At 72.3% G+C, this 21689-nt stretch carries 23 protein-coding genes; 12 read left to right on the forward strand and 11 right to left on the reverse strand.

What is annotated here, in order from left to right; all coding sequences use genetic code 11:
- The first annotated feature begins 127 nt into the window (after window positions 1-127).
- Window positions 128-388, forward strand: a complete 261-nt coding sequence (locus tag OIE69_RS42055) for a hypothetical protein (RefSeq protein ID WP_326580758.1) — start codon at window positions 128-130, stop codon at window positions 386-388.
- A 281-nt stretch (window positions 389-669) separates the two neighbouring features.
- Here the strand turns inward: OIE69_RS42055 and OIE69_RS42060 are convergent, their stop codons facing one another.
- Together OIE69_RS42060 and OIE69_RS42065 are read right to left on the reverse strand one after the other, a co-directional pair.
- Entirely contained in the window at window positions 670-936 is a 267-nt protein-coding gene (locus tag OIE69_RS42060) for an STAS domain-containing protein (protein ID WP_326581568.1), read from the reverse strand.
- A 162-nt stretch (window positions 937-1098) separates the two neighbouring features.
- Entirely contained in the window at window positions 1099-1776 is a 678-nt protein-coding gene (locus OIE69_RS42065) for a CBS domain-containing protein (protein ID WP_326580760.1), read from the reverse strand.
- A 226-nt stretch (window positions 1777-2002) separates the two neighbouring features.
- On the opposite strand from OIE69_RS42065, the gene OIE69_RS42070 reads away from it, so the two are divergent.
- Window positions 2003-2884: a universal stress protein gene (locus OIE69_RS42070; RefSeq protein ID WP_326580761.1), complete on the forward strand. Its 882-nt coding sequence runs from the start codon at window positions 2003-2005 to the stop codon at window positions 2882-2884.
- 150 nt (window positions 2885-3034) lie between these two features.
- Entirely contained in the window at window positions 3035-5434 is a 2400-nt protein-coding gene (locus OIE69_RS42075; RefSeq protein WP_326580763.1) for a glycoside hydrolase family 65 protein, read from the forward strand.
- Between the two features lie 42 nt (window positions 5435-5476).
- On the opposite strand, the gene OIE69_RS42080 is transcribed toward OIE69_RS42075, so the two are convergent.
- From OIE69_RS42080 to OIE69_RS42120, 9 genes are all read right to left on the reverse strand, one after another.
- A complete protein-coding gene (locus OIE69_RS42080) occupies window positions 5477-6841 on the reverse strand; it encodes a Ni/Fe hydrogenase subunit alpha (RefSeq protein ID WP_326580764.1) in 1365 nt (454 codons plus the stop codon).
- Entirely contained in the window at window positions 6838-7629 is a 792-nt protein-coding gene (locus tag OIE69_RS42085) for an NADH-quinone oxidoreductase subunit B family protein (RefSeq protein WP_026250689.1), read from the reverse strand. The genes OIE69_RS42080 and OIE69_RS42085 overlap by 4 nt, the downstream gene beginning before the upstream one ends.
- Before the next feature lies 1 nt (window position 7630).
- On the reverse strand, window positions 7631-8440 hold the full coding sequence (locus tag OIE69_RS42090) for an FAD/NAD(P)-binding protein (RefSeq protein ID WP_326580765.1): 810 nt from the start codon (window positions 8438-8440) through the stop codon (window positions 7631-7633).
- On the reverse strand, window positions 8437-8892 hold the full coding sequence (locus tag OIE69_RS42095) for a cyclic nucleotide-binding domain-containing protein (protein ID WP_018557462.1): 456 nt from the start codon (window positions 8890-8892) through the stop codon (window positions 8437-8439). Before OIE69_RS42095 ends, OIE69_RS42090 begins: the two co-directional genes overlap by 4 nt.
- 17 nt (window positions 8893-8909) lie before the next feature.
- Window positions 8910-10079 carry a 4Fe-4S dicluster domain-containing protein gene (locus OIE69_RS42100; RefSeq protein ID WP_326580766.1) on the reverse strand — a complete coding sequence of 390 codons (1170 nt, stop codon included), beginning with the start codon at window positions 10077-10079 and terminating at the stop codon, window positions 8910-8912.
- Window positions 10080-10199: 120 nt separating this feature from the next.
- On the reverse strand, window positions 10200-10706 hold the full coding sequence (locus OIE69_RS42105; protein WP_026250688.1) for a hydrogenase maturation protease: 507 nt from the start codon (window positions 10704-10706) through the stop codon (window positions 10200-10202).
- A 79-nt stretch (window positions 10707-10785) separates the two neighbouring features.
- Window positions 10786-11709: a universal stress protein gene (locus tag OIE69_RS42110; protein ID WP_326580767.1), complete on the reverse strand. Its 924-nt coding sequence runs from the start codon at window positions 11707-11709 to the stop codon at window positions 10786-10788.
- 156 nt (window positions 11710-11865) lie between these two features.
- Entirely contained in the window at window positions 11866-12147 is a 282-nt protein-coding gene (locus tag OIE69_RS42115; protein WP_326580768.1) for a dsRBD fold-containing protein, read from the reverse strand.
- A 49-nt stretch (window positions 12148-12196) separates the two neighbouring features.
- A complete protein-coding gene (locus tag OIE69_RS42120; RefSeq protein WP_326580769.1) occupies window positions 12197-13705 on the reverse strand; it encodes an AAA family ATPase in 1509 nt (502 codons plus the stop codon).
- 297 nt (window positions 13706-14002) lie between these two features.
- Here OIE69_RS42120 and OIE69_RS42125 point away from each other — a divergent pair, with 297 nt between their 5' ends.
- From OIE69_RS42125 to OIE69_RS42165, 9 genes are read left to right on the forward strand one after another with little or no spacing between them, the layout of a single operon-like run.
- Complete coding sequence (locus tag OIE69_RS42125; RefSeq protein ID WP_158689659.1) at window positions 14003-14449, forward strand: hypothetical protein; 447 nt, start codon at window positions 14003-14005, stop codon at window positions 14447-14449.
- Complete coding sequence (locus tag OIE69_RS42130) at window positions 14446-15372, forward strand: serine/threonine-protein kinase (protein ID WP_018557455.1); 927 nt, start codon at window positions 14446-14448, stop codon at window positions 15370-15372. The genes OIE69_RS42125 and OIE69_RS42130 overlap by 4 nt, the downstream gene beginning before the upstream one ends.
- A 19-nt stretch (window positions 15373-15391) precedes the next feature.
- Window positions 15392-16765, forward strand: coding sequence for a V-type ATPase 116kDa subunit family protein (locus OIE69_RS42135; protein WP_326581569.1), 1374 nt, complete (start codon window positions 15392-15394; stop codon window positions 16763-16765).
- Entirely contained in the window at window positions 16762-17181 is a 420-nt protein-coding gene (locus OIE69_RS42140) for an ATP synthase subunit C (RefSeq protein ID WP_018557453.1), read from the forward strand. Before OIE69_RS42135 ends, OIE69_RS42140 begins: the two co-directional genes overlap by 4 nt.
- A 2-nt stretch (window positions 17182-17183) precedes the next feature.
- Window positions 17184-17405 (forward strand): hypothetical protein, encoded by a 222-nt coding sequence (locus OIE69_RS42145; protein WP_018557452.1) that lies wholly within the window; start codon window positions 17184-17186, stop codon window positions 17403-17405.
- A complete protein-coding gene (locus OIE69_RS42150; protein WP_018557451.1) occupies window positions 17402-17905 on the forward strand; it encodes a V-type ATP synthase subunit E family protein in 504 nt (167 codons plus the stop codon). The genes OIE69_RS42145 and OIE69_RS42150 overlap by 4 nt, the downstream gene beginning before the upstream one ends.
- Entirely contained in the window at window positions 17893-19638 is a 1746-nt protein-coding gene (locus tag OIE69_RS42155) for a V-type ATP synthase subunit A (RefSeq protein ID WP_018557450.1), read from the forward strand. The genes OIE69_RS42150 and OIE69_RS42155 overlap by 13 nt, the downstream gene beginning before the upstream one ends.
- Window positions 19635-21026: a V-type ATP synthase subunit B gene (locus tag OIE69_RS42160; protein WP_326580770.1), complete on the forward strand. Its 1392-nt coding sequence runs from the start codon at window positions 19635-19637 to the stop codon at window positions 21024-21026. Before OIE69_RS42155 ends, OIE69_RS42160 begins: the two co-directional genes overlap by 4 nt.
- The gene (locus tag OIE69_RS42165; protein ID WP_018557448.1) at window positions 21023-21664 is read left to right on the forward strand and encodes a V-type ATP synthase subunit D; all 642 of its coding nucleotides are present in this window, start codon (window positions 21023-21025) and stop codon (window positions 21662-21664) included. The genes OIE69_RS42160 and OIE69_RS42165 overlap by 4 nt, the downstream gene beginning before the upstream one ends.
- Window positions 21665-21689: the final 25 nt, after the last annotated feature.

Below are 21689 nucleotides of genomic sequence, written 5' to 3' on the forward strand. Positions count from 1 at the left end.
ACCCGCGATACACGACTACCCCTCCCTCCGGTGCGGCGGCCATGTCCTGGCCCTGTTCACCGGATCCCGCGCCGACGCCACTGTCGCCGCCCGGGCCGCCGGCCACGTGGCCGGCACCGGGCACACGGTGACCGGCGGGCCATGTGTCCGCAGCACCGGCTTCAGCGTCAAGGCCCTGCTGCACTTGGCCCGCGGGCGCCGCATCCGGGCCGAGACTCGCGCGATCCTCGGCGGCGTGCCGCCCGTCATCGGCCGCTCCGGACCCGCCCGGACCACCACCCTGGTCGTGCCCTCCCGCAGTAACCCCTGTCAGGCCCTCCCCGCCGACCTCGTCGAGCGGCTCGCCCACCGCACCGGCATCGAGCTGGTCCTCAGCCCAGGCCCCTGACCGGATACACCTCACCCATCGCCCGAGCGCTGAACCGCACCACCGACCCGCACTCCAGGAGTCACACCATGGCGGCCGAAGCCTGACACCGACACACTCACGACGCAGGCCCCGGCCAACCGGCCGGGGACCACCCCTGTTCAAGATCAATGTCACCGATGGCCACGGTTCGATTGAACACCGACGCCCGGATCGCCGCCGCGACCACCGTCTGTCGGCTCCGGGCGCCGTCGAAACTCATCAAGCGCTGCCCGAATCGATCGACGAAGCCAGAAAGGGAGTCAAGACGGTGCCTCGTCCGGTTCCCGCAATGACTCGGGGTCCCGGGAGAGGGGCAGAGCGCCGGCGAGATCGTTGTGAAGGTCGAAGACGTGGGCCAGGTTCGCCAGCCGCAGGAGTCGCGGCATCCACCCCTCGCCCGTAATGAGCGACAGCCTTCCGTCACGTTCTGTGACCCGGAGCCTTGCCCGGCACAGGACACTCAGCCCACTGCAGTCCATGAAGGTGACGTTGCGCAGGTCCACGACCACATGTGGATGCGGCCCCACGGCCAGCGCTTCGAGCCGCGCGGCCAGCAACGGTACCGTGACGACGTCGACTTCCCGGATACCTCCACGACGAGGGCACCGCCCACGGCCTGCTCCCGCAGTCCGTCCTCATGCCTTCCGCGGTCGCACATGACCGAACCGCTCTCACCACGGCGGCAGGGGTCACCGGTGCGCGGGGGCCGGCCGGACGGTGTCGTCGGCCTTGTAGCCCAGGTGGGCCTCGACGTCGACGACGCCGTCCACGCCGCGGCAGAGCTCCGTGACGACCGGCACGAGGCTGCGGCGGTCCACCACGCCCTCGAGGGTGACCTTCCCGTCGGCCACCTGGACGGCGACGGCGCCCGGGGCGAGTCCGAGTGTCCTCACCAGCAGCTCGCCGGTGATCTCCTCACGGATGGCGCCGTCCCTGCGGAGGAAGAGCCGGAGCAGGTCGGCGCGGCTGACCACCCCCACCAGCCGGCCCGTCTCGTCGACCACGGGCAGCCGCTTGACTCCTCGGCGCTCCATGACCCTGGCCGCCTCGACCACGGACCACTCGGGTCGCGCGATGACCGGCGGGCTGCTCATCAGGCCCTCCGCGGTGGTGGCAGTAATGCGGGCGCGGTCGTCCGGCCGCGGGTGGCGGGCCTGCAGCAGGCCGGTCGGGTCCGGCTGCCCCGCTTCCTTGCGCAGCAGGTCCGCCTCGGACACCACGCCCACCGGGCGGTTCCCTTCGTCCACGACGGGGAGGGCGGTGACGTCGTGTTCGGCGAGCAGTTTCGCGACCTCCTTGAACGGCGTGTCCGGCCGTACCGATACGACCGCCTTGGTCATCAGATCGCCGACGTTGCGGTGGTACATCGTCCCCGCCTCCTGCACGGTTGTCTCAGGCCATGCCCGCCGCCGGCGGGCTTCGCCTCGTCCGGTCCCACTGTCGGCCGATTCCACCCTGACCCGCATGGGCCGGTGGGGCCACCGCCACGGCCGGGCGTCCCTCTGGTCGGGCCGATCGGGCCATGTGCGCACGGGTCTGCACTCGGCAGTGTCGTCAATACAGCAGCCGCAACAGTGAGAGGCGGTGGAGGCCATGACGCTTCCCCTGGTCGTGGGTACCGACGGATCGGACGCCGCCCTGAAGGCGGTCGACTGGGCCGCGGATGAGGCTGCCGTGCGGGGAGTGCCGCTGCGGATCGTGTACGCCTCCCTGTGGGAGCGGTACGAGGGACGGGCACCTTCCTTCACCCGGGAACCTCCTGAAGGGCAGATCCTCGCCCAGCACATCGCGAGCTCCGCGGAGGAGCGGGCCCGTTTGCGGCAGCCGGGCCTTGAGATGACGGCCGAGGTCCTCACCGAGGACACTCAGTACGCGCTGCTGCGTGAGGGTACCCACGCCACCGCACTGGTGGTGGGCCACCGCGGCCGCGGCGACATGGCGGGCCTGCTGCTGGGATCGGTCGGCCTGACCCTGGCCGGCCGTGCGCCGTGCCCGGTGGTCGTGGTGAGGGGCGACCGCGAAGAACAGGGAACCAAGGACGAGCAGGGATGGATCGTTCTCGGTGTAGGACCGGACGAGAACTCCGCTGCGGCCATCGAGTTCGCCTTCCGCGAGGCGGAGCTGCGCGGATGCGGAGTGCGGGCCGTCCACGCCTGGCGTATGCCGCCGGGCGAAGGAGCCGAATGGACCGTCTACGAGGACGAGGCCGTCAAGGCACACCAGCGCCGTGCCGAAGAACACCTCGACCAGGCCCTGCGCGCTGCGGCGACCGCCCGCCCCGGCGTCCGCTACCGACGGTACGCAGGCGAGGGCCACGCCCGAAAGGTCCTGCTTGCCACGCTGGACGACGCGGATCTGCTGGTCGTAGGTGCCCGCCGCCGAAACAACCCGTTCGGTCTCCAGCTCGGCCCGGTCAATCACGCGATGCTCCACCACGCGCCGTGTCCGGTGGCCGTCGTTCCTCAGCCCAGCTGACTCGGCGCACGAGCCTGCCCCGGCCCCTGGGGCGGGGCAGGTGCATCCACGGAAGACTGGCTGGCAAAGGCCTGTCGAACCACCACAGCGCGGCGCCGGAAGCGCCGTGCAGCGGACTTGCCCGGCAACCAGGTCCTAGAAGGAGTGACGATGGGGGAGTGGACCTGGTCGTACGAGGGTTACGACCCCGCCGAGGAGCGCCTGCGCGAGGCACTGTGCACCCTGGGCAACGGCTACTTCGCCACCCGCGGCGCCGCCCCGGAGACCGTCGCCGGCCCCCACCACTATCCCGGCACCTACGCCGCCGGCTGCTACAACCGGCTCCACTCCGCCGTCGCCGGGCGGAAAGTCGCGAACGAGGACATGGTCAACCTGCCCAACTGGCTGCCCCTGAGGTTCAGACTCGGCGACGGCGGTGCGTGGTTCACCCCCGACGACGGCTCGCTGCTGGAGCACCGGCAGGACCTCGACCTCCGACACGCCACCCTCGCCAGGACGTTCCGGCTGCGTGACCCGCGCGGGCGGATCCTCGCCGTCGAGCAGACCCGGCTGGTGCACATGCACGACCCGCACCTCGCCGCCCTGCGTACCGTCTTCCGCGCCGAGGGAGGCTGGGCCGCGGACCTGGAGGTGGAGTCCGCGCTCGACGGCGACGTGTGCAACGCGGGTGTCGCCCGCTACCGGGACCTGAACGGCCGTCACCTCACCCGGATGCACACCGGCACCTCGGAACCCGACACGGTCTGGCTGCGGTGCCGTACGACCACCTCCGACATCCGCATCGCGCTCGCCGCCCGCACCCGTGCCACGACAGGCCCTGCGGCGTCACGCTCCCTGGAAACGGGGGAGCGCACCGTGGTCCACCGGCTGACCGTCCCCGTGCGGCCGGACCGGCCGGCGGTCGTCGAGAAGACGGTCGCCCTGCACACCTCCCGGGACCCGGCGATCAGCGACCCGTTGCACGCCGCCCTCGACCGGGTCGAACGGGCCCCGGACTTCGCCGGCCTCCTCGACTCGCACTCCGCCGCCTGGGAGCGGCTGTGGCGCCGCGCCGGCCTGGACGTCCCCGGCGAAGCCGGCCGGATCCTGCGGCTGCACGCCTTCCACGTTCTGCAGACCCTCTCCCCGCACTCCGCCGAACTCGACGTGGGCGTGCCCGCCAGGGGACTGCACGGCGAGGCCTACCGCGGCCACGTCTTCTGGGACGAACTGTTCGTCCTGCCCTACCTCGACCTGCACTTCCCCGAGGTGTCCCGGTCACTGCTGGAGTACCGACACCGCCGCCTGGAGGAGGCGTGCCGGGCGGCGGAACAGGCTGGGTACGCCGGGGCGATGTACCCCTGGCAGAGCGGCAGCGACGGACGCGAGGAGACCCAGACGCTCCACCTCAACCCGCGCTCGGGACGCTGGCTGCCCGATCACACCAGGCTCCAGCACCACGTCGGCTCCGCCGTTGCCTACAACATCTGGCGGTACGGGCAGGCCACCGGCGACACGGAGTTCCTGTACACCAAGGGCGCCGAGATGCTGCTGCAGATCGCCCGCTTCTGGGCATCCTCCGCCACCTGGGATCCGCAGTGCGATGGCACCGGCCGGTACCGCATCCGCGGTGTCGTCGGGCCCGACGAGTACCACGACGCCTACCCCGGCTGCGCGACGCCCGGCGTCGACGACAACGCGTACACCAACGTCACCGCCGCGTGGGTGCTCACCCGGGCCGTGCACCTATGGCGCATGCTGCCCGCCCCGCGTCGCGAGGAACTGAGCGAGCGCACGGGCCTGGGCGCGGAGGAGACCGACCGCTGGGAGGACGTCTCACGCAAGCTGTACGTCCCCCGCCACGCCGGTGTGATCAGCCAGTTCGCCGGGTACGACGAGCTCGACGAACTGGACTGGGCGGGCTATCGCTCACGGTACGGGGACATCCGCCGGCTGGACCGGATCCTGGAGGCCGAGGGGGACTCCGTCAACCGCTACCAGGCGTCCAAACAGGCCGACGTGCTCATGCTGGGCTACCTCTTCCCGCCCACCGAACTGCGCGGCCTCTTCGAACGGCTGGGGTACGGGCTTGACGAGGGCACCTGGCGGTCGACCGTCGACTACTACCTGCGGCGCACCAGCCACGGATCCACCCTCAGCAAAGTGGTGCACGCCTGGGTACTGGCCCGGGCCCACCGGGCCGACGCCTGGTCGTATGCGCAGGAGGCCCTGCTGGGCGACGTCACCGACCTCCAGGGAGGCACCACCGGGGAAGGCATCCACCTCGGCGCCATGGCCGGCACCCTCGACCTCGTGCAGCGCGGCCTGACCGGCCTGGAAGCCCGCGAGGACGCCCTGTGGCTCGATCCGGCGCCGCTGCCGCAGCTGTCGCGCTTCGCCCTGACGGTCCGCTACCGCGGCCACTGGGGCGTACGCATCCACGTCGACGCCACCCATGTCAGCATCACCGTCCCTGCCTCCGACGCGGCACCCGTCCGCGTCCACCTGGACGGCCGGACCTGGTCCATCCCACCGGGCCGCTTCCGGCTGCTCGACCTGCCGGCCCGATGAAACGGCGAGGCTACAAGAGGCCGGGAAGGCGCGGAGCCCTCTTCACGGGCCGCAGGCGCGGGCGATGTCCACGTCCAGGAAGTGTGCCGAGCAGGAGATGCACGGATCGTGGTTGCGGATGACGCGTTCGCACAGACGGGCCAGCGCGTCGTCAGGGACATCGCCGCGTTCCAGTTCCCTCTCCACGAGGCGGCGGAGGTCGTCCTCGATGGCTCCTTGGTTCTGGGCGGTCGGCGGCACGATACGTGCGTCCGTGACCAGACCATCGCCGTCGATCGCATAGCGGTGGTACAGCAGTCCGCGGGGTGCTTCGGTGGCGCCGTGCCCCACCGCGGGTCGTGGCGGCACATCCTCGCAGGGCCGCGGTGGCGGTTCGTAGCCGTCGATGATGCGCAGGGCCTCCTCCACGGCGTACAGGACCTCCACGGCGCGCACGATGATGCTGCGGTACGGGTTCGGAGGGGAGCCGGCGCCGGTGAGCAGAGGTGGTTCCGCCAGCCCGGCCTCCCGGGTCGCCTGAAGGGCCAGGGGCGACAGAAGGTGGCCGCTGACGGCGTAGCGGGCCAAGGAGCCGGTGAGTTGCCGGCGGCCGTCCAGCCGTGAATGGAGCGCCGTGGAGTGCGGGACCTGCTCCTCGACGACGTGGGTGCAGAAGTCGGCGACGGGGAAGTCACGCGTCACCGCCGCGCCGGAGCGCATGACGGTGGGCACTCCGGACTCGATGGCGTACGTGTCAGGTTCGGCGAGGGCGAACAGGTCGGCGTCGCATTCGGCGTCGGGGAAGTCGAAGCCCGCCACCCATCGCACGGTGTCCCACGCGTCGTCGAGGGCGACCCGCAGCCTTTCCGCGAGGGGGCGGAGTTCGGCACGCGTGGGGGTGCGGTGGAAACCGCCGAGCCGGACGTTGACGGGATGGATGGAGCGCCCGCCGAGCAGCTCCATCACGGCGTTGCCGGTCTGCTTCAGCCGCAGGCCGCGCTCGACGTGCTGCCGGTGGTCGCGGGCCAGGCCGATGACGTCGTCATGGCCGAGGAAGTCCGGTGCGTGCAGGAGATGGATGTGCAGGGTCTGGCTCTCGATCCACTCACCGCAGTAGAGCAGACGCCTGAGTGCGGCCAACTGGCCGTCGACGGTCACCCCGCACGCGTCCTCGACGGCCCTGCACGCCGTCAGTTGGTAGGCGACGGGACAGATCCCGCAGATGCGGGAGGTGAGGTCGGGCGGCTCGGTGTGCGCGCGGCCCCGCAGGAAGGCCTCGAAGAACCGTGGCGGTTCGTAGATCGCGAGCTGGGCTTGGGCGACCGTGCCCTGGCGGAGCAGGAGGCGCAGGGCTGCCTGGCCTTCGATGCGCGCGAGCGCGGGAAGCCGCAGGACGCGTGACCCGTCGCCGGCATCGCTCACGTTCATCGCTGGTCCTCCTCTTGGACCTTGGCGAACGCGGTGACGTTGAAGGTGTGCAGGAGGCGTCCGGCGTCCTCGTCGCTCAGGCCGTCGCGCCGCAGGAGCGGGATGAGCGCGGGGAGGTTCGTCGTGCCGGCGGGACCGAAGCACCCGTAGCAGCCACGCCCGTAGGCCGGGCAGAGGGCGCCGCAACCGGCGTGGGTGGCGGGACCCAGACAGGGCGTGCCGTGGGCGACTACGACGCACACGGTGCCACGCCTCTTGCACGAGAAGCACACGCTGTGGTTGGGGATGTCCGGCTTGCGGCCGGAGAGGAAGGCGGTGATGACCTCGAGAAGCTGACCACGGTCGATGGGGCACCCGCGCAGCTCGAAGTCGACCCTCACATGAGCGGAGATCGCAGTGGAGGTGGCGAGGGTGGCGATGTAGTCGGGGCGGGCGTAGACCGCTGTCAGGTACTCCGTGGCGTCCGCGTAGTTCCGCAGCGCCTGGACGCCGCCCGCGGTGGCGCAGGCGCCGATGGTGACGAGGTGACGCGATTCGGCACGGACACGCCGGATGCGGGCCGCGTCCTCGGGGGTGCTCACCGATCCTTCGACCAGTGCGAGGTCGTACGGCCCCGGCCCGACGTCACCGGAGGCTTCCAGGAAGTGGGCGATCTCCATTTCGTGGGCCAGGCCCAGAAGTTCGTCCTCGCAGTCCAGGAGTGTCAGCTGACAGCCGTCGCAGGAGGCGAACTTGAACACTCCCAGTCGTGGGCGGGAGGGCCTTTCGGGGGCGGTGGAGGAGGTCATGTCACAGTTCCCGTACTGCGAGCAGCGGTCGGGCCAGGTCGTACGAGACGACGGGTCCGTCACGGCAGAGCAGCAGGGGGCCGAGTTGGCAATGACCGCAGTGACCGGTGGCGCATCGCATGTTCCGCTCCAGGGAGATCTGTACGCGGTCGGGACGTACGCCGAGGTGGATCAGCCGGCGGGCGGTGGCGCGGATCATGACCTCGGGGCCGCAGACGAACGCCGCGGTGTCATCCGGCGTGAACCGGGCCTCGCCGAGCAGTCCGGTGACGACGCCGACCCGGCCTCTCCAGTCCGGAGTGGGCCGGTCGACGGTGACCGCTGCGAAAGGCTGCTGCCACTCGGGTAGCTCGTCCTGGTAGAGCAGATTCTGCGGGGTCCGGGCACCCATCAGGACGTTCAGCCGGCCGTAGGCCTGCGGGCGGGACAGGACGGTGTGGACCAGTGGACGCAGGGGGGCCAGTCCGATCCCCCCGGCCACGACGAGCAGGTCGTGGCCGAGCGGGGCCGTCGTGTCCCAGCCGGTGCCGAATGGTCCGCGCAGGCCGACCGTCGCCCCCACGGTGGCACGGCACAGTGCGGCGGACACCGCCCCGACGGACCGGACGGTGAGCGAGAGGCGTCCTCCGGCGGTCATACGTGACACCGAGACGGGGATCTCACCCACGGCGAACGCATAGACCATGGCGAACTGGCCGGGAGCGAAAGGCGGGAGTGCCGTCGAGATCGGAGCCAGTTCGACGGTGACCGTGTCGCAGGTGTCGCGACGCCGGCCGACGACACGGTGGGGGAGGGGTACGACGTCGCTCATGTCCCCGGCCCGCTTCCCCGCGGGCCGTACAGGTCGAGCAGCCGGTCGCGCGTCGCGCGCAGCCGGTGCCCGATCGTCTGGGCGACCAGGGTGACCAGCGCCATTCCGAAAGCCGGCTGCTCGGCGCACAATCCGCGGACGGCCGCGGCGTCGAACTGCCAAGCCGTAACGGCCTCCCGGGTCTCCGCACCGAGATGCCACCGACGGGGCGGGCACAGCCACGACCAGCCGAGAAGTGATCCGCTGTCCAGGGTTTCGACGACGTCCCGGCCGCGGCCGGGGTTCTGCACGTCCAGTGCGACGCTGCCCGTACGGATGATCCAGAAGCGGTCCGCCGGCTCGTCCTCCTCGAAGATCCGCACCGCCGTCGGGAAGGCCACCTCCTCGGCGAGGGCCATGAGCCGGTCCCGGTGCTCGGCCGGGAGGGCGGCGAGGATGCCCTTGGTCTCCATGGGGCGCGCTTGTGGGGTCACCGAAGGTCCTCCGTGCCCGTGGCCTCCTCGTGCAGGGCGCGTGCTTCCACCGTGAGGTCGATTCCGGTGGGGCACCAGACGATGCACCTGCCGCAGCCCACGCAGCCGGAGCTGCCGAACTGGTCGTGCCAGGTTCCGAGTTTGTGGGTCAGCCACTGCCGGTAGCGGCTGCGCGCCGATTCGCGCACGGGGACGCCGTGCAGTGCCGAGAAATCCAAGTCGTAGCAGGAGTCCCAGCGTCGCCACCGCTCGGCGTGGTCACCGGTGAGGTCCGAGACGTCCTCGGTGGTCGTGCAAAAGCAGGTGGGGCAGACCATGGTGCAGTTGCCGCAGCTCAGGCAGCGGGAGGTGACATCGTCCCACCGGTCGGCCTCCAGGTTGTCGCGCATCAGGGTACGCAGGTCCACTGCGGGCATGCTCCTGCCCATGCGCTCGGCCGCGCTGCCGACCGCGTCCGCGGCGGCGCGTCTTGTCGCGTCATCGGCGGGGCGCCGGGGGAGCTCGGCGAGCACGGCGGCGCCTTCCGCGCTTCCGCTGCGGCACAGCAGGCGGTGGCCGTCGGCGTCCAGCACTTCGGTCAGCGCGAGGTCGTACCCCTCGTCCACGGCGGGCCCCGCGCCCATGGAGACGCAGAAGCACGTGGCCCCGGGCTCGGTGCACTCCACCGCGATGAGGAAGGCCCCGGTACGGCGCGAACCGTAGGCGGGATCGCGGTGGCGGCCGCCGGTCAGCACGCGGTCCAGGATCCGGATCGCCCGCAGGTCGCAGGGACGGACACCGAGGAACGCGTAGGAGACGGGGTCAGGCGTCTCCTCCTGTACGGTCAGCTCCCCCTCAGGACCGCGGTCCGCGCTCCACTGGCGTACTCGCTCCGGGTGCAGAAACGACTTCCACGACTGCGGGCCCGCACTGTGCGCGAAAGCCGCCGTGTCCGCGCGCCTGCGGATCCGGTACCGGCCCGCCTCCAGTTCGACCCCCCACCCGTGCGGCAGTTCCGCGGCGGACTCCAGCTCGGCCAGCACAATGGCGCCGTCCCGGACCGTGGGGCCGACCACGGTCCGGCCACGCCGCCGGAGCACCCGCACCAGGGTCTCCAGGCCGTCCCGGTCCAGCACGGCTTCCGCGGCCTCGTAGGTGAGTGCTCCGGTGTTTCCAGGTTCCGTCATGTCGTCCCTCAGTCCGCGCTCCGGGCCGGGGAGGGTGGCTCGGAGCAGCCGGTGTCCACTGCACCACGGGGCTGCGGCGCTCGCGCCTGAACCACGGCGGTGCCGCGCGCGGTTTCGCCCTTACGGCCCCTGCCGGCCGCCGGTACGCGAAGTGAGATCGCGCGCGATGCGTTCGGCCAAGGGCTGGACGGCGTCCGCGACCGCGGGGCTCAGCCCCGTCCCCAGCGACCTGTCGGCTCCCTCGACGGCGTACACCACCAGATCGGCCGGTCGGCGCCCCAGGGCGTCGGCGAGACGGAGGGCGTGGGCCACGCCGAGTCCGTGCGTGCTGTGCCGGCCGGCTTCCGGCGGCGGTACTTCGCCGGGCGACGGGCACCAACGGTGGACACGCCCGGGAAGCGCGGCCGACGGGAAGCAGGCGTCGACGACGACCGCCCGGTCGGCGTCCTCCCACAGCGCGATCAACTGCCCGGGGTCGCCGGCGGACTCCCGCAGCACCGTTTCCTTCGGCAGCCGGATCCCGGCGGAGCGACCGCGCAGCGTTTCGATGAGGGCCCAGCCGACGCCGTCGTCCCTCCGGAAGACGTTTCCCACCCCGATGACCACCGCACCCGCTCGATCGCGCATTGCTCACCTCCTCCGCGGGCCATTGCACCACCCGCGAAGCCGGCGCACGCGTTGACGCGGCGAGCGGGGGACCCGCCTCCTACCGCCGCCCGGGCGCCGGGACGGGGACGACCACCACGGGGCACTGGGCATGGTGCAGCAGGACGCGGGCGACCGGGCCGAGCCGCATGCCGGTCCTTCCGGGGCGGCGGTGCGCGGCCACCACGACGAGGTCGGCGTCAGCGGTTGACCCGACCAGTACGTCTGTCGCCCTGCCGCGCACCGTCTCGATGTCCGTGGCCACCACGCGCTGGTCCGTACGCAACCGGGCCACCGCATTGACCGGCACGCCCTGCTCGGCGCGTGCGCGCTCGGTGAACCCCGCCGTTGCACAGCCGGGTGACCCGCCCGTTCGGCGGGTCCAGACGTGCAGCACCGTCAGCGGGACGCCGCGACGTCCGGCCTCGGCGAAGGCGAAGGCGGCCGCCTCGGTGTCCGCGCCGCTGCGCAGACCCAGCAGCACACGGCCACGCGCCGGATGCGCGGCTGCCCCACCACGCACCACAAGGAGCGGGCAGGGGGAGTGCGCGGCCAGGCGCAGGCTCACCGAGCGCAGCAGCGTCCCGGTGACGCCGCCGTGTCCACGCGTCCCGACCACGGTCAGGGCCGCGTCATGGCCGCGGCGGACCAGGACGCTGCCAGCGGGCCGGTCGACCAGGGACGTGCTCACCCGTAGCCCCGGCCGCAGCTCCTCGGCCCGCGCCGCGGCCTGACGCAGTACCGCCTGAGCTGTGTGGTAGGGCCGGGGCCCACGGCACAGCCCCTGTCCGCGCCCGCCCCAGGGCCGCCCGTGAACGATCTCCAGCCGCACGCCTCGGCGATCGGCCTCCGCGACCGCCGCCTCCAGCGCGGTCCCGGAGTGCGCCGATCCGTCCACGCCGACGACCACGTGACCGAACAACTCCGGGTTCGGCGGCGGCTCCCACCATGTGGAGCCCATGTCCCTGTCGATGCCGGTGTCCATCTGGCGGTGTCCCCTCCGCTCGTGCGGCACGGCACCGCGCCGACCTCCACACCCAGCGTGGACGCGCCGGCAGGCGGAGGCCCGGGGCCGGACGGCCCGACGTACGGGCCGAACCGCCCCGGCCGGCGGGGCGTGCGAGAAGACGTCACCGCGGCGCTATTGCTCGTCGGCCGTGGGACCTGGCGGTCCCTCCCACTGTGCCGAGCGGCCACGTGCGTCCTCGGCGGCCGCGGCCTGCACCCGACGACCCAGGTCCTCCAGAGCGCGGCCGGCGGCGAGTTCGTCACCGATCTCGGGGACGGCATCGGCAGACGCGCGTCGGGCCACACCTGTACCGGCGACGTTCGAGGTGTCCCGGGTCGTCAGGAGGGCACGGGCGTGGGTCTCGTCCCCGTGCTCGGTGATGTAGATCTGAACGCTCCACTGCTTCGCTTCCATGTGATCACTCCCGAGGGGCTTCCTGGCGGACGCGGACCGGGTCCGTGCGCTACTCACCGTGGTACAGACGCTCGGGGCCGACCAGGACGACGTCCCCGCGCAGCTCCGCCTGGAGGAGGCCGGAGCTGAAACCCGCCCCGCCGTAGCAGACGGGCCCGGCACGACTCACGTCCTCGCCCCGCTCGGAGAGGTCGGACAGCACGTGGCGGAGCCGCTCCAGGTGCTCCAGCCCCATGACGTCGTTCCAACAGGCCGTGCCGACCGAGAGCAGGACCCCCGGACGGTTGCCCACCCGGCCACGGACGCCCACGTCCACGTCGATGCCGGTGCTTCGTCCCGGGACTGGCACAGAGCCGGACGACACCGCGGTGACCACCGCGTCGGAGATCGCCGGCGCGCCGAACGTAGGGGCGGCGGCGAACCGCTCGGCCCAGTCGCGGCAGACGTCTGCGAAATGACGTCCGGCGGTGTCCGTGTGGAACGTGCCCCGAACCCGCTGCCACACCGTGGGAGCAGGTTCCCGTTCGAGGACCGAATCGTGGGGACGGATGATCGCGTGGTCGAAGGCGAGCAGGGGCTCGACGATCCGGTACCGGGTGACAGCGGGGCGCAGGATGTCCCGGCTCTCCTCGAGCACGCAATGGTCGTGCAGGGTGGCAAGGGCGTGCGAGACGTCGGTGAGGGGCCGCTCCAGATGGCCGGCCATCTCGCCGGCGGTGACGTGACCCGAGGCGATGGCGGTGAGCACGGAGTGGCACAGGGCCCGGTCCCGGTGGTCCGTTGCCTCCTCGACCAGGTGACCGGCCTCCCGGAACAGCGGTAGTCGCGCATTGAGGACGGTCCTGCACACCCAGTCGTCGAAGTCGTCGAGTCCGGCCGGTACGTCGTCACCGACGAAATCACCACGGTAGGCCGGTGTCCCGCCGACGACCGCGTGCACCAGCATCGCCAGTCGGGTGTCTTCAATGCCCCAGAAGCGCGCAGCCTGCCGGAAGTCCAGTGACGGCACGACGAGTTCCAGCCGGACATGACCACGCAGCGGTGACGGGGCCCCGAAGAGCCTGCGCATGACCGGCGTGGAGTTTCCGCACAGGAAAAGACGCGTACGGGGCGGCCGAAGGCTCGCCTCGGCATCGTGGAGCGCTCGATGGAGTAGCGCGGGCAGGGACGGGCTCTGCTCCACGAGCCCCGGGATGCCGTCGACGACCACCGGTACGGGGCGGTCTTCCCCGAGAGCCAGCAGCGCATCGACAGCGTCCTTCCAACTGTGCGGCTCTCGGGGCGCGGGCCCGGTCGTGCGGCGCTCCAACTGGTCGCCGAGACGCTGCAGGGACTGCGCAGCCGACTCGTCCTGGCCGCAGAAGTAGAAGCCGCCCATGGCATTCGCCAAGGCCTCGAGCAGAAAGGAAGTGCCCTGTCGTGGCCGGCCCGTGACAACGCCGAGTGCGGGTCCGGGCCCCGGGTCGCAGACGAAGTCGACGAGGGCCGACCACTCGGACTCCCGGTCGAAGATCTTCTCCGGTCGCGCGGGGCGGGCCGTCGCACCAGGTGATGGCACCGGTCCCTCCCCTCCACGAAGGAGCCGCCCACGGTCGCGGAACGCCGACGGGCCGGAAGAGGCTACGACAGTCGTGAGCCGGTCGGCATCGGCCGTCGCGAGAACTCCGGGCTGTCGAGCGCACGCCCTCACCTCATCGTGATCGCCGCCGCGCACGGTCGCAATTCGTGCACCGGCAGCCACGTCGCGACGTCCCGAGGACGGAACCCGGCCGCCCGTACCTGAACAGGCGGCGGCCGCCATCGACGGGGACAGTGGAGAGAGGGGGAACCGTGGGAACCCGAGGAGCATCGTGTGGTGGCATTCCGCGATTTCCTGATGCGCTTCCGGCCGACCGGCCTGCCGGGTGCCGCCGCCGCCGGAGGGGTGCCCGCCGACCGCAGCGCCGAGCTCAGGGCCGAACTGGAGCCCGCGCTCGCCGCCCTGGACTCCACCGGGGCCCTGGCCCGGACGATGCTTGAGGCGGCGAACCACGAGGCCGCCCGACGACGCGAGACGGCTCGTCGTCAGGCTGCCGAGATCGTCCAGGCCGCGCACGTCCGCGCCGAGAAGGAGACGGCTCGCGTGATGGACCGGGAGCGATCCGCAACGCGGGCCGAGTTGGTACGAATCCGGGCCGGAGCCGAACGGGAGCTGGCCGAACTGCGCTCCCGTGTGGAGCGCCGTATGCCCGGGTTCGTCGACCGGCTGGCCGCCGACTCCACCGAAGCGCTCCTCGGCGGGCCGGAGGCGCGGGATCCATGAGCGCCGTGCAGGTGGCGGGCGCGGTGCGCGCCCGGTCGATGCTCTCGCGATGCCTGGCACCGGCCGCCGTCGCCGACGTGGCGGCCTCCGCCACGCTGCACCAGGCCCTGGCCCGTCTGACGGCCACGCCCTACCGCCACGACCTGGCCCCGGCGGCCGGCCTCGCCGAAGCGCAGCGCTCCGTCGCAGCCACCCTGCTGTGGCATCTGCGCGTGCTGGCCGGCTGGCAGTCGCGCTCCGGAGCAGCCGCCGTCCGCCTGCTGGCGTCGGGTTTCGAGATCGCCTGCATCGAGGCACATGCCAGGGCCCTGCAGGCTGGGGTCCCCCCTTACCCGCCCTACCGGCTCGGCACGCTGAACACGGCTTGGCGACCGATCTCGGCAACGGCGTCACCCGGCGGGTTGAGGTCCGCGCTCGCGGCCTCCGCATGGGGGGACCCAGGCGCACCCACCGCGGCCGCCCTCGCGACAAGCCTGCGCGTATCGGCCGCACAGCGCATCGCAACCGCGGTTCCCGGCGCCGCTGCCTGGGCGTCCGGCCGGCTGGCTCTGCTGGTGGCACGAGAGACGTACCTCATGGGCAGGGAAGTGCCCGGGCCCGCGGCCCGGCGCGCGGCACGGACCATCGGGCCGGCGGCCATGCGGGCGCTCAGCTACGGCGACTTCGTCCGCCGCCTCCCCGCCGACGCGCGGTGGGCCGTCAGCGGCATCGAGGAACCCGGTGAGCTGTGGAGGGCAGAGTTGCGCTGGTGGGACAGGGTCGAGCGGGACGGGCGAGGACTGCTTCGGCGTGCGGCCTTCGGCTTCGCCCCGGTACTCGGCGCGGTCGCCCTCCTGTCCGTGAACGCCTGGCGGGTTCGGGCCGCGCTGGAGCTGGCCGCCCGCGGCGGTGGCGATCCGGAGGCCCTCGATGCGGTGGACTGAGCAGACACTTCCCGTGCGCATGCAGCGGGTCGCGGTGGTGGCTCCCTACGACAACCTGCGCGAGACGCTGATCCGGGTCGCCGAGAGCGGCTGCGTGCAGATCGACCTCATCGACGACCCAGCGCACATCACACCCGGTCCCGCCGCGCGTCACCTTGGCGCTGTGCAGGCCGCCCACGTGACGCCGGTGCTGGCCGAGACCCCGCCCGACCTCGACACCCTCGAACAGGACCACCGCATCGACCTGCTGACCGGTGAGCGCGAAATGGAAGAGCGAATGGACAGCGCCGTACGGCGCGCCCAGGTCGCAGCCCTGGCGGGATGGTGTCCACGCGACCGGCTGGCGGCCGCGGCCGACCGACTGGCCGCCTGCGGAGGGTCACTGGTGGCGCTGCCCCTGCCCCCGGGATCCGAGCCGCCGACCCTCCTGCGGGCCGCCGGCTCCCTGCGAGGCTCCTTCGCCCCGTTGATACGGGTCTACGGGACCGTGCCCTACAGGAACCTCGACCTCACGCTGCTCGCCGGACTCGTCTACGTCGTCCTGTTCGGTTTGATGTTCGGTGATGTCGGATACGGGGGCCTGCTCGTCCTGGGGGCTTTCTTCCTTCGGCGGGGAAAGCCTGGACCGCTGGCGAGGTGGCGCCACCTGTGGCCGTTCGTCACTGCGGCCGGCGTGGCCGGCATCCTGGCTGGAGCCGCCTACGGCGAATTCTTCGGACCCACCGGTGTACTGCCCGTGCTGTGGCTCGATCCCCTGCAGGAGCCGATGCGGTTGCTGCTTTCCGCTCTCGGCCTCGGCGGCGTCCTGCTCGTCCTGTCCTACGCGGCCGGAGCGGCCAACCGGTGGAGAGAGGGGGGAGGCACAACGGCCCTGTACGCCCTGTCGGGGATAGCAGGAGCCGTGCTCTTCTCCGGGCTGGTCTGCGTCGGTGTCGGCCTCGCCCTCGGACGCACCAGTTGGTGGGTGCTGGGGGGCTCGGCGGCGACCGCGGGACTGGTCCTCGCAGGAACCGGGCTGTACGCGCTGACCCCCGGAGGCGCCCCTGGGGTGCTCCAGGCCGGGATCCAGCTCGTCGACGGTGTCATCCGGATCGGCGCCAACGTCTTCTCCTTCGCCCGTGTGGCGGCCTTCGGGCTGACGCACGCGGCACTCGCCGCCGTCGTCTGGCAGGGGACGCGCGCGCTCGCGGCCCACGGCGCACCCGGCATCGTCGCGGCCGTCGCCCTGTTCGTCGTCGGTACCGCAGTCACCTTCGCCCTGGAAGCCCTGGTGGCCGGGGTCCAGGCGCTCAGGCTGGAGTTCTACGAGCTGTTCTCACGGGTCTTCGAGGGGCAGGGCCACCCATTCGAGCCCTGGCACCCACCCGTTCAGCACAAGGAGGCGCCACCGTGATCGCCTGGCTCATCGCCCTGCCCGCCGTCGTGGCGGCCTTCACCCTCACCCACCGAGTCCTGCGCCGCAGGGGACGCGCCGTCCTGCGGGTGATCACCGTGATGAACCTGCTGTTGCTGGTCGGGGCCGTCGCCCTGGTGGCGGTCGCGCTCACCGACACGCCTGCCGCCGCCAGTGGCACGCAGACGGCCGCCGCGTCGTCCGGCAACTCGGCCGCCCTGATCGGCGCGGCCATCGCGGTCGCCGGAGCCTCCATCGGCGCGGCCATCGCCGTCGCGTACACCGGAGCCGCCGCCCTTGCCGCGCTGAGCGAGCGACCCGAGCTGTTCGGCCGGGCCATCGTCGTCGTGGGACTTGCCGAGGGGATCGCCATCTACGGTCTCGTCGTCGCGATCCTCCTGATCGGGAAGGCCTGACGATGGGACGTGTCACAGCCGTCGGGGAACAGCCCCGAGTCGCAGGTCTGGCCCTGGCCGGGGTCGACGTCATCGTCGCCGAGGGCGCGCATGCCGTCCACGAGGCCTGGCAGGCCCTGCCGGCGGACGTCGATCTCGTCATCCTCAGTCCGGCGGCGGCTGCGGCCCTGGGATCCGAGCGGCTGTCGTGCGGCCACCCCCTGACGGCGGTGATGCCGCAGTGACGGACTCGTTGCAGCCCGTACGGGACAGCCTGCTGCGTCGTGCACGGGCGGAAGCCGACCACCTCCTCGCGAGGGCCGACAGCGACGCCGAGGCGACCTTGGCCGAGGCTGAGGACCTCGCCCGGGCGATCATCGCCAAGGGCCGCAGCATGGGCGAGGCCGAGGCTGCGAGAGCCCGTGCCGCCGCGATCACGGCGGCACACCGGCAGCAACGCGCCGATCGGCTCCACGCACAGGCCAGGGCCTACCGCGAACTGCGCCGCCGGGTCGCCGAGCGGGTCATGGCGCTCCGCGACGAGCCGGACTACCCCCGCCTCCTCGACACGCTCACCGGGCGGGCCCGAGCCCTGCTCGGGCCGGACGCCGAGGTCCGGGAACACCCCACAGGAGGCGTGGAGGCCCGGGTGCCGGGACGCCGCGCCGACCTCACCTTGGAGTCGGCAGCCCTGCGGGTGGTGGACGGCGCAGGCTGCGCGCTGGAGAGCCTGTGGACGCCCTGAGCCCCGGCGGCCCGCCCAGTCACGTGCTGCGCGTCACCGGACCGCTCGTCGAGATCGAGTACACCGGCGGCATCGCGATGCACGACCTGGTCCTCCTCGGCGAGGCCGGGTTGCCCGGTGAGGTCGTGGGCATCGAGGCGGGGGTGGTCACCGTCCAGGCCTACGAGTACACCGGCGGTCTCGCGCCGGGACACCCCGCCCGTGGGGCGGGACACCCGCTCTGCGCCCGCCTGGGACCCGGACTGCTCGGAGGGATCTTCGACGGTCTGCTGCGCCCGCTGACCGGGATCGGCGACCGTATCCGGCCAGGTGCGGCCGTGGAAACCACGGGCCGGGAAGGTGATGGGCGCTTCGTGCCCTGCGTCTGCCCGGGACAGCGGGTCGGCGAGGGCGAGGCCGTCGGGGAGGTGCGGACGGCAGGACCGGTGACCTTGCGCGTCCTGGTGCCTCCCGGCGTCACCGGCGAGGTGGAGTGGATCGCGCCCGCCGGGGACCGCGAACGCGACGCGGTGGTGGCCGTCGTCGCAGGAACCGAGATCGCGATGACCGGTTCGTGGCCCGTGAGGCGTCCGCGTCCGGTACGCGCGCGCCGGATCCCGCGGCACCCCCTCACCACCGGCCAACGCGTCGTCGACCTGCTGTTCCCCGTCGCCAGAGGCAGTACCGCGGCCGTACCCGGGGGATTCGGAACCGGCAAGACCATGCTGCTGCAACAGATCGCCAAATGGTGCGACGCCGACGTGATCGTCTACATCGGCTGTGGCGAGCGCGGCAACGAGATGGCCGACGTCATCGACGAGCTGTCCGAACTGGAGGATCCCCGTACCGGCGGGAGGCTGGCGGATCGCACGGTCACCGTCGCCAACACCTCCGACATGCCGATGATGGCACGCGAGGCCGGTGTCCACACCGGCATGACGGTGGCCGAGTACTTCCGGGACATGGGCCTGGACGTGGTGGTCATCGCCGACTCCACCTCGCGGTGGGCCGAGGCGCTGAGGGAGTTCGCCTCGCGTTCGGGAGAGCTCCCCGCCGAGGAGGGCTACCCGGCGGGCCTCGCCTCCAGCATCGCCGCCTTCTACGAACGCGCAGGCGCGGTGACCACGCTTGGTGGCGGGCAGGGCTCCGTGACCGTCATCGGCGCGGTCTCACCGCCCGGGGGTGATACGGCCGAACCGGTCACCGCGCACACGGAGCGCTTCGTCCGTTGCCTGTGGGCGCTCGACCGCGACCTCGCCTACGCGCGTCACTATCCCGCCGTCTCCTGGGCCGGATCGTTCTCCAGGGACGCGGCGGTCCTGAGCGAAGGGCCGACGGCGGGGGACCCGTCCGACCACCGCCGGCGTGTCGGCGCCCTGCTCGCGGAGGCCGACCGGCTCGGGCCCCTGGTCGACCTCGTGGGCATCACCGCGCTCCCGGCACAGGAGCGGATGAGCGTGCTCGCGGGCCGCCTCGTCCGCGAAGGACTGCTCCAGCAGAACGCGTTGTCGGCACGGGACGCCTACAGCAGCCCGGAGAAGACGGCCGCGCTGGCCGAGGCCGTGCTGGCCGTCACCGATCGGTGCCGCGAGATCGTCGCCGCCGGAGGAAGCCCCGAGCCCGTTGAGCAGACGGACTTCGGGCCGCTGCTACGTGCCCGTGAGGCAGCCGGGCCCCATGACGCCGCAGAAGTGGCGAGCCGGCGCGACGAGATGCTGCAGGCGCTCGACGCGCTGCCGAAGGCTGCGTCATGACGGCGCGGAGCGAGGTGGAGTACACGAACGTCCGCGACGTGCGCGGCCCGCTCCTGGTCGTCGAAGGGACCGAGGGCGTCGGATGGGACGAGTTCGCGGTCATCACCCTCGGCACGGGGGAGCGGCGGCACGGACTCGTCGTGGATGCGGACCGGGACCTCGCGGTGGTCCAGGTCCTGGAGGACACGGCCGGAATGGACCCACGGCGGCTGCGCGTGGCCTTCACCGGCCGCCCTCTGCACATCCCGGTGGGGCCCGGCTGGCTCGGCCGGGTCTGCAATGGCCGCGGCGAGCCTGCCGACGGCGGCCCGCCGGTCACGGCGGCGGAGCAGGCGGCCGTGACCGGCTACCCGATCAATCCGGCGCGGCGCGGGCCACCCGCGGAACCGGTGCTCACGGGTGTGGCGGCGGTGGACGGGCTCGCCACTTTGGTCCGTGGGCAGAAATTGCCCGTCTTCTCCGTCGCGGGGCTGCGGCATCTGGAACTCGCGGTGCAGATGGCCGCCCAGGCCACCGTCGGTGGCGAGCCGTTCAGCGTGGTCTTCGCCGGCATGGGCCTGACGCACGCCGACGCCTGGTTCGTCAGGGAGGCGCTGGAGGAACGGTCGGCCGGCGGCGAACTCGTGCTGCTCGTGAACACCGCCGACGAGCCGGTGATCGAACGCCTCCTGACCCCGCGTGTCGCTCTGACCGTCGCCGAGCACCTGGCGTTCGCCATGGGCCGGCACGTCCTCGTCGTCATGACGGACATGACGAGTTACGCCGAGGCGCTGCGTGAGGTGTCAGCGGCCCGCGGGGAGATCCCCGGCCGCCGCGCCTACCCCGGATACCTCTACAGCGACCTCGCGTCCCTGTACGAGCGCTGCGGGCGGCTGAAGGACCGCCCCGGCTCCGTGACCGTACTGCCCGTGCTGACCATGCCCGCAGGGGACATCACCCACCCGGTTCCCGATCTGACGGGATACATCACCGAGGGACAGATCGTGCTGTCCCGAGATGCGGAAGCACGAGGTGTCTATCCGCCCGTGGACGCGCTGGCATCCCTGTCCCGCCTGATGCGCAAGGGTGCCGGTCCCGGCCGCACCCGGCCGGACCACCTGCAGGTGGCCGCCCAACTCCTGGCCGCCCTCGCCCGCGCCCGCCAGGTCGGCGAACTGGCAGAACTGGTGGGACTCGAGGCGCTCAGCCCGGCGGACCGCCGCTATCTGGACTTCGAGGCAGCCTTCCTGCACCGATTCGTCGACCAGCGCCCCGACGAGGCGGTGACTCTCGACGAAACTTTCGAACGCGCCTGGGACGTGCTGCTCACCCTCGGGCCCGAGCAGTTGACGATGCTTCCACCGGAGCTGCGCCACGCTCACGGCGTGCACATGGAGCGCCCCACGTGAACGGCGGCCACCGCGCCCCGGGACGAGCGGCACGCCTGCGGCTGCGGCGCAGCCTGCACGTCGCCTCCCACGGTGCGGATCTCCTCGACCGCAAGCTCCACCTCCTGCACAGGGAGCACGACGCCCTGTCCCGTACGCAGCGGGACTGCGCCGCCGGCTGGCGGGCCTGCGTCACCGACGCCGAGACCTGGCTGCTGCGCGCGGTGGTGATCGGCGGAGAACACGCACTGATCGCGGCCGCCGCGGGTGCGGGCGGCCCCGCCGTCGTCACGGTGGAGTGGACCACCTCCCTCGGGGTGCGCCGGCCTGCCTCCGTGGCGGTCCAGGTCCCGCCGCGCGCGCCGGATACGGCGGCGCCCGGCAACACGGCCCTGCTGCGCGCCGAGGCCGCCTACCGGGAGGTGGTGACATCGGCCGCCTCGTATGCGGCGGCTTCGTCGGCGGTACGCATCGTGGAAGCCGAGATGAGTCGCACACAGCGTCGAGTGCGTGTGCTGCGCCGTCACTGGATTCCGCGGCTCCAGCGCGAACTGGACCGAGTGGACCGCGCCTTGGAGCAGGCCGAACACGAGGACGCGGTGCGGCTGCGCCGGGCACACGCATGGCACGGGCACGGGGGCCCCGCGGGCCGGGGATGAGCACGGCGGCCAACAGGCCCCGATG

Source organism: Actinacidiphila glaucinigra (assembly GCF_035918135.1).
GTDB classification, from domain to species: domain Bacteria; phylum Actinomycetota; class Actinomycetes; order Streptomycetales; family Streptomycetaceae; genus Actinacidiphila; species Actinacidiphila glaucinigra.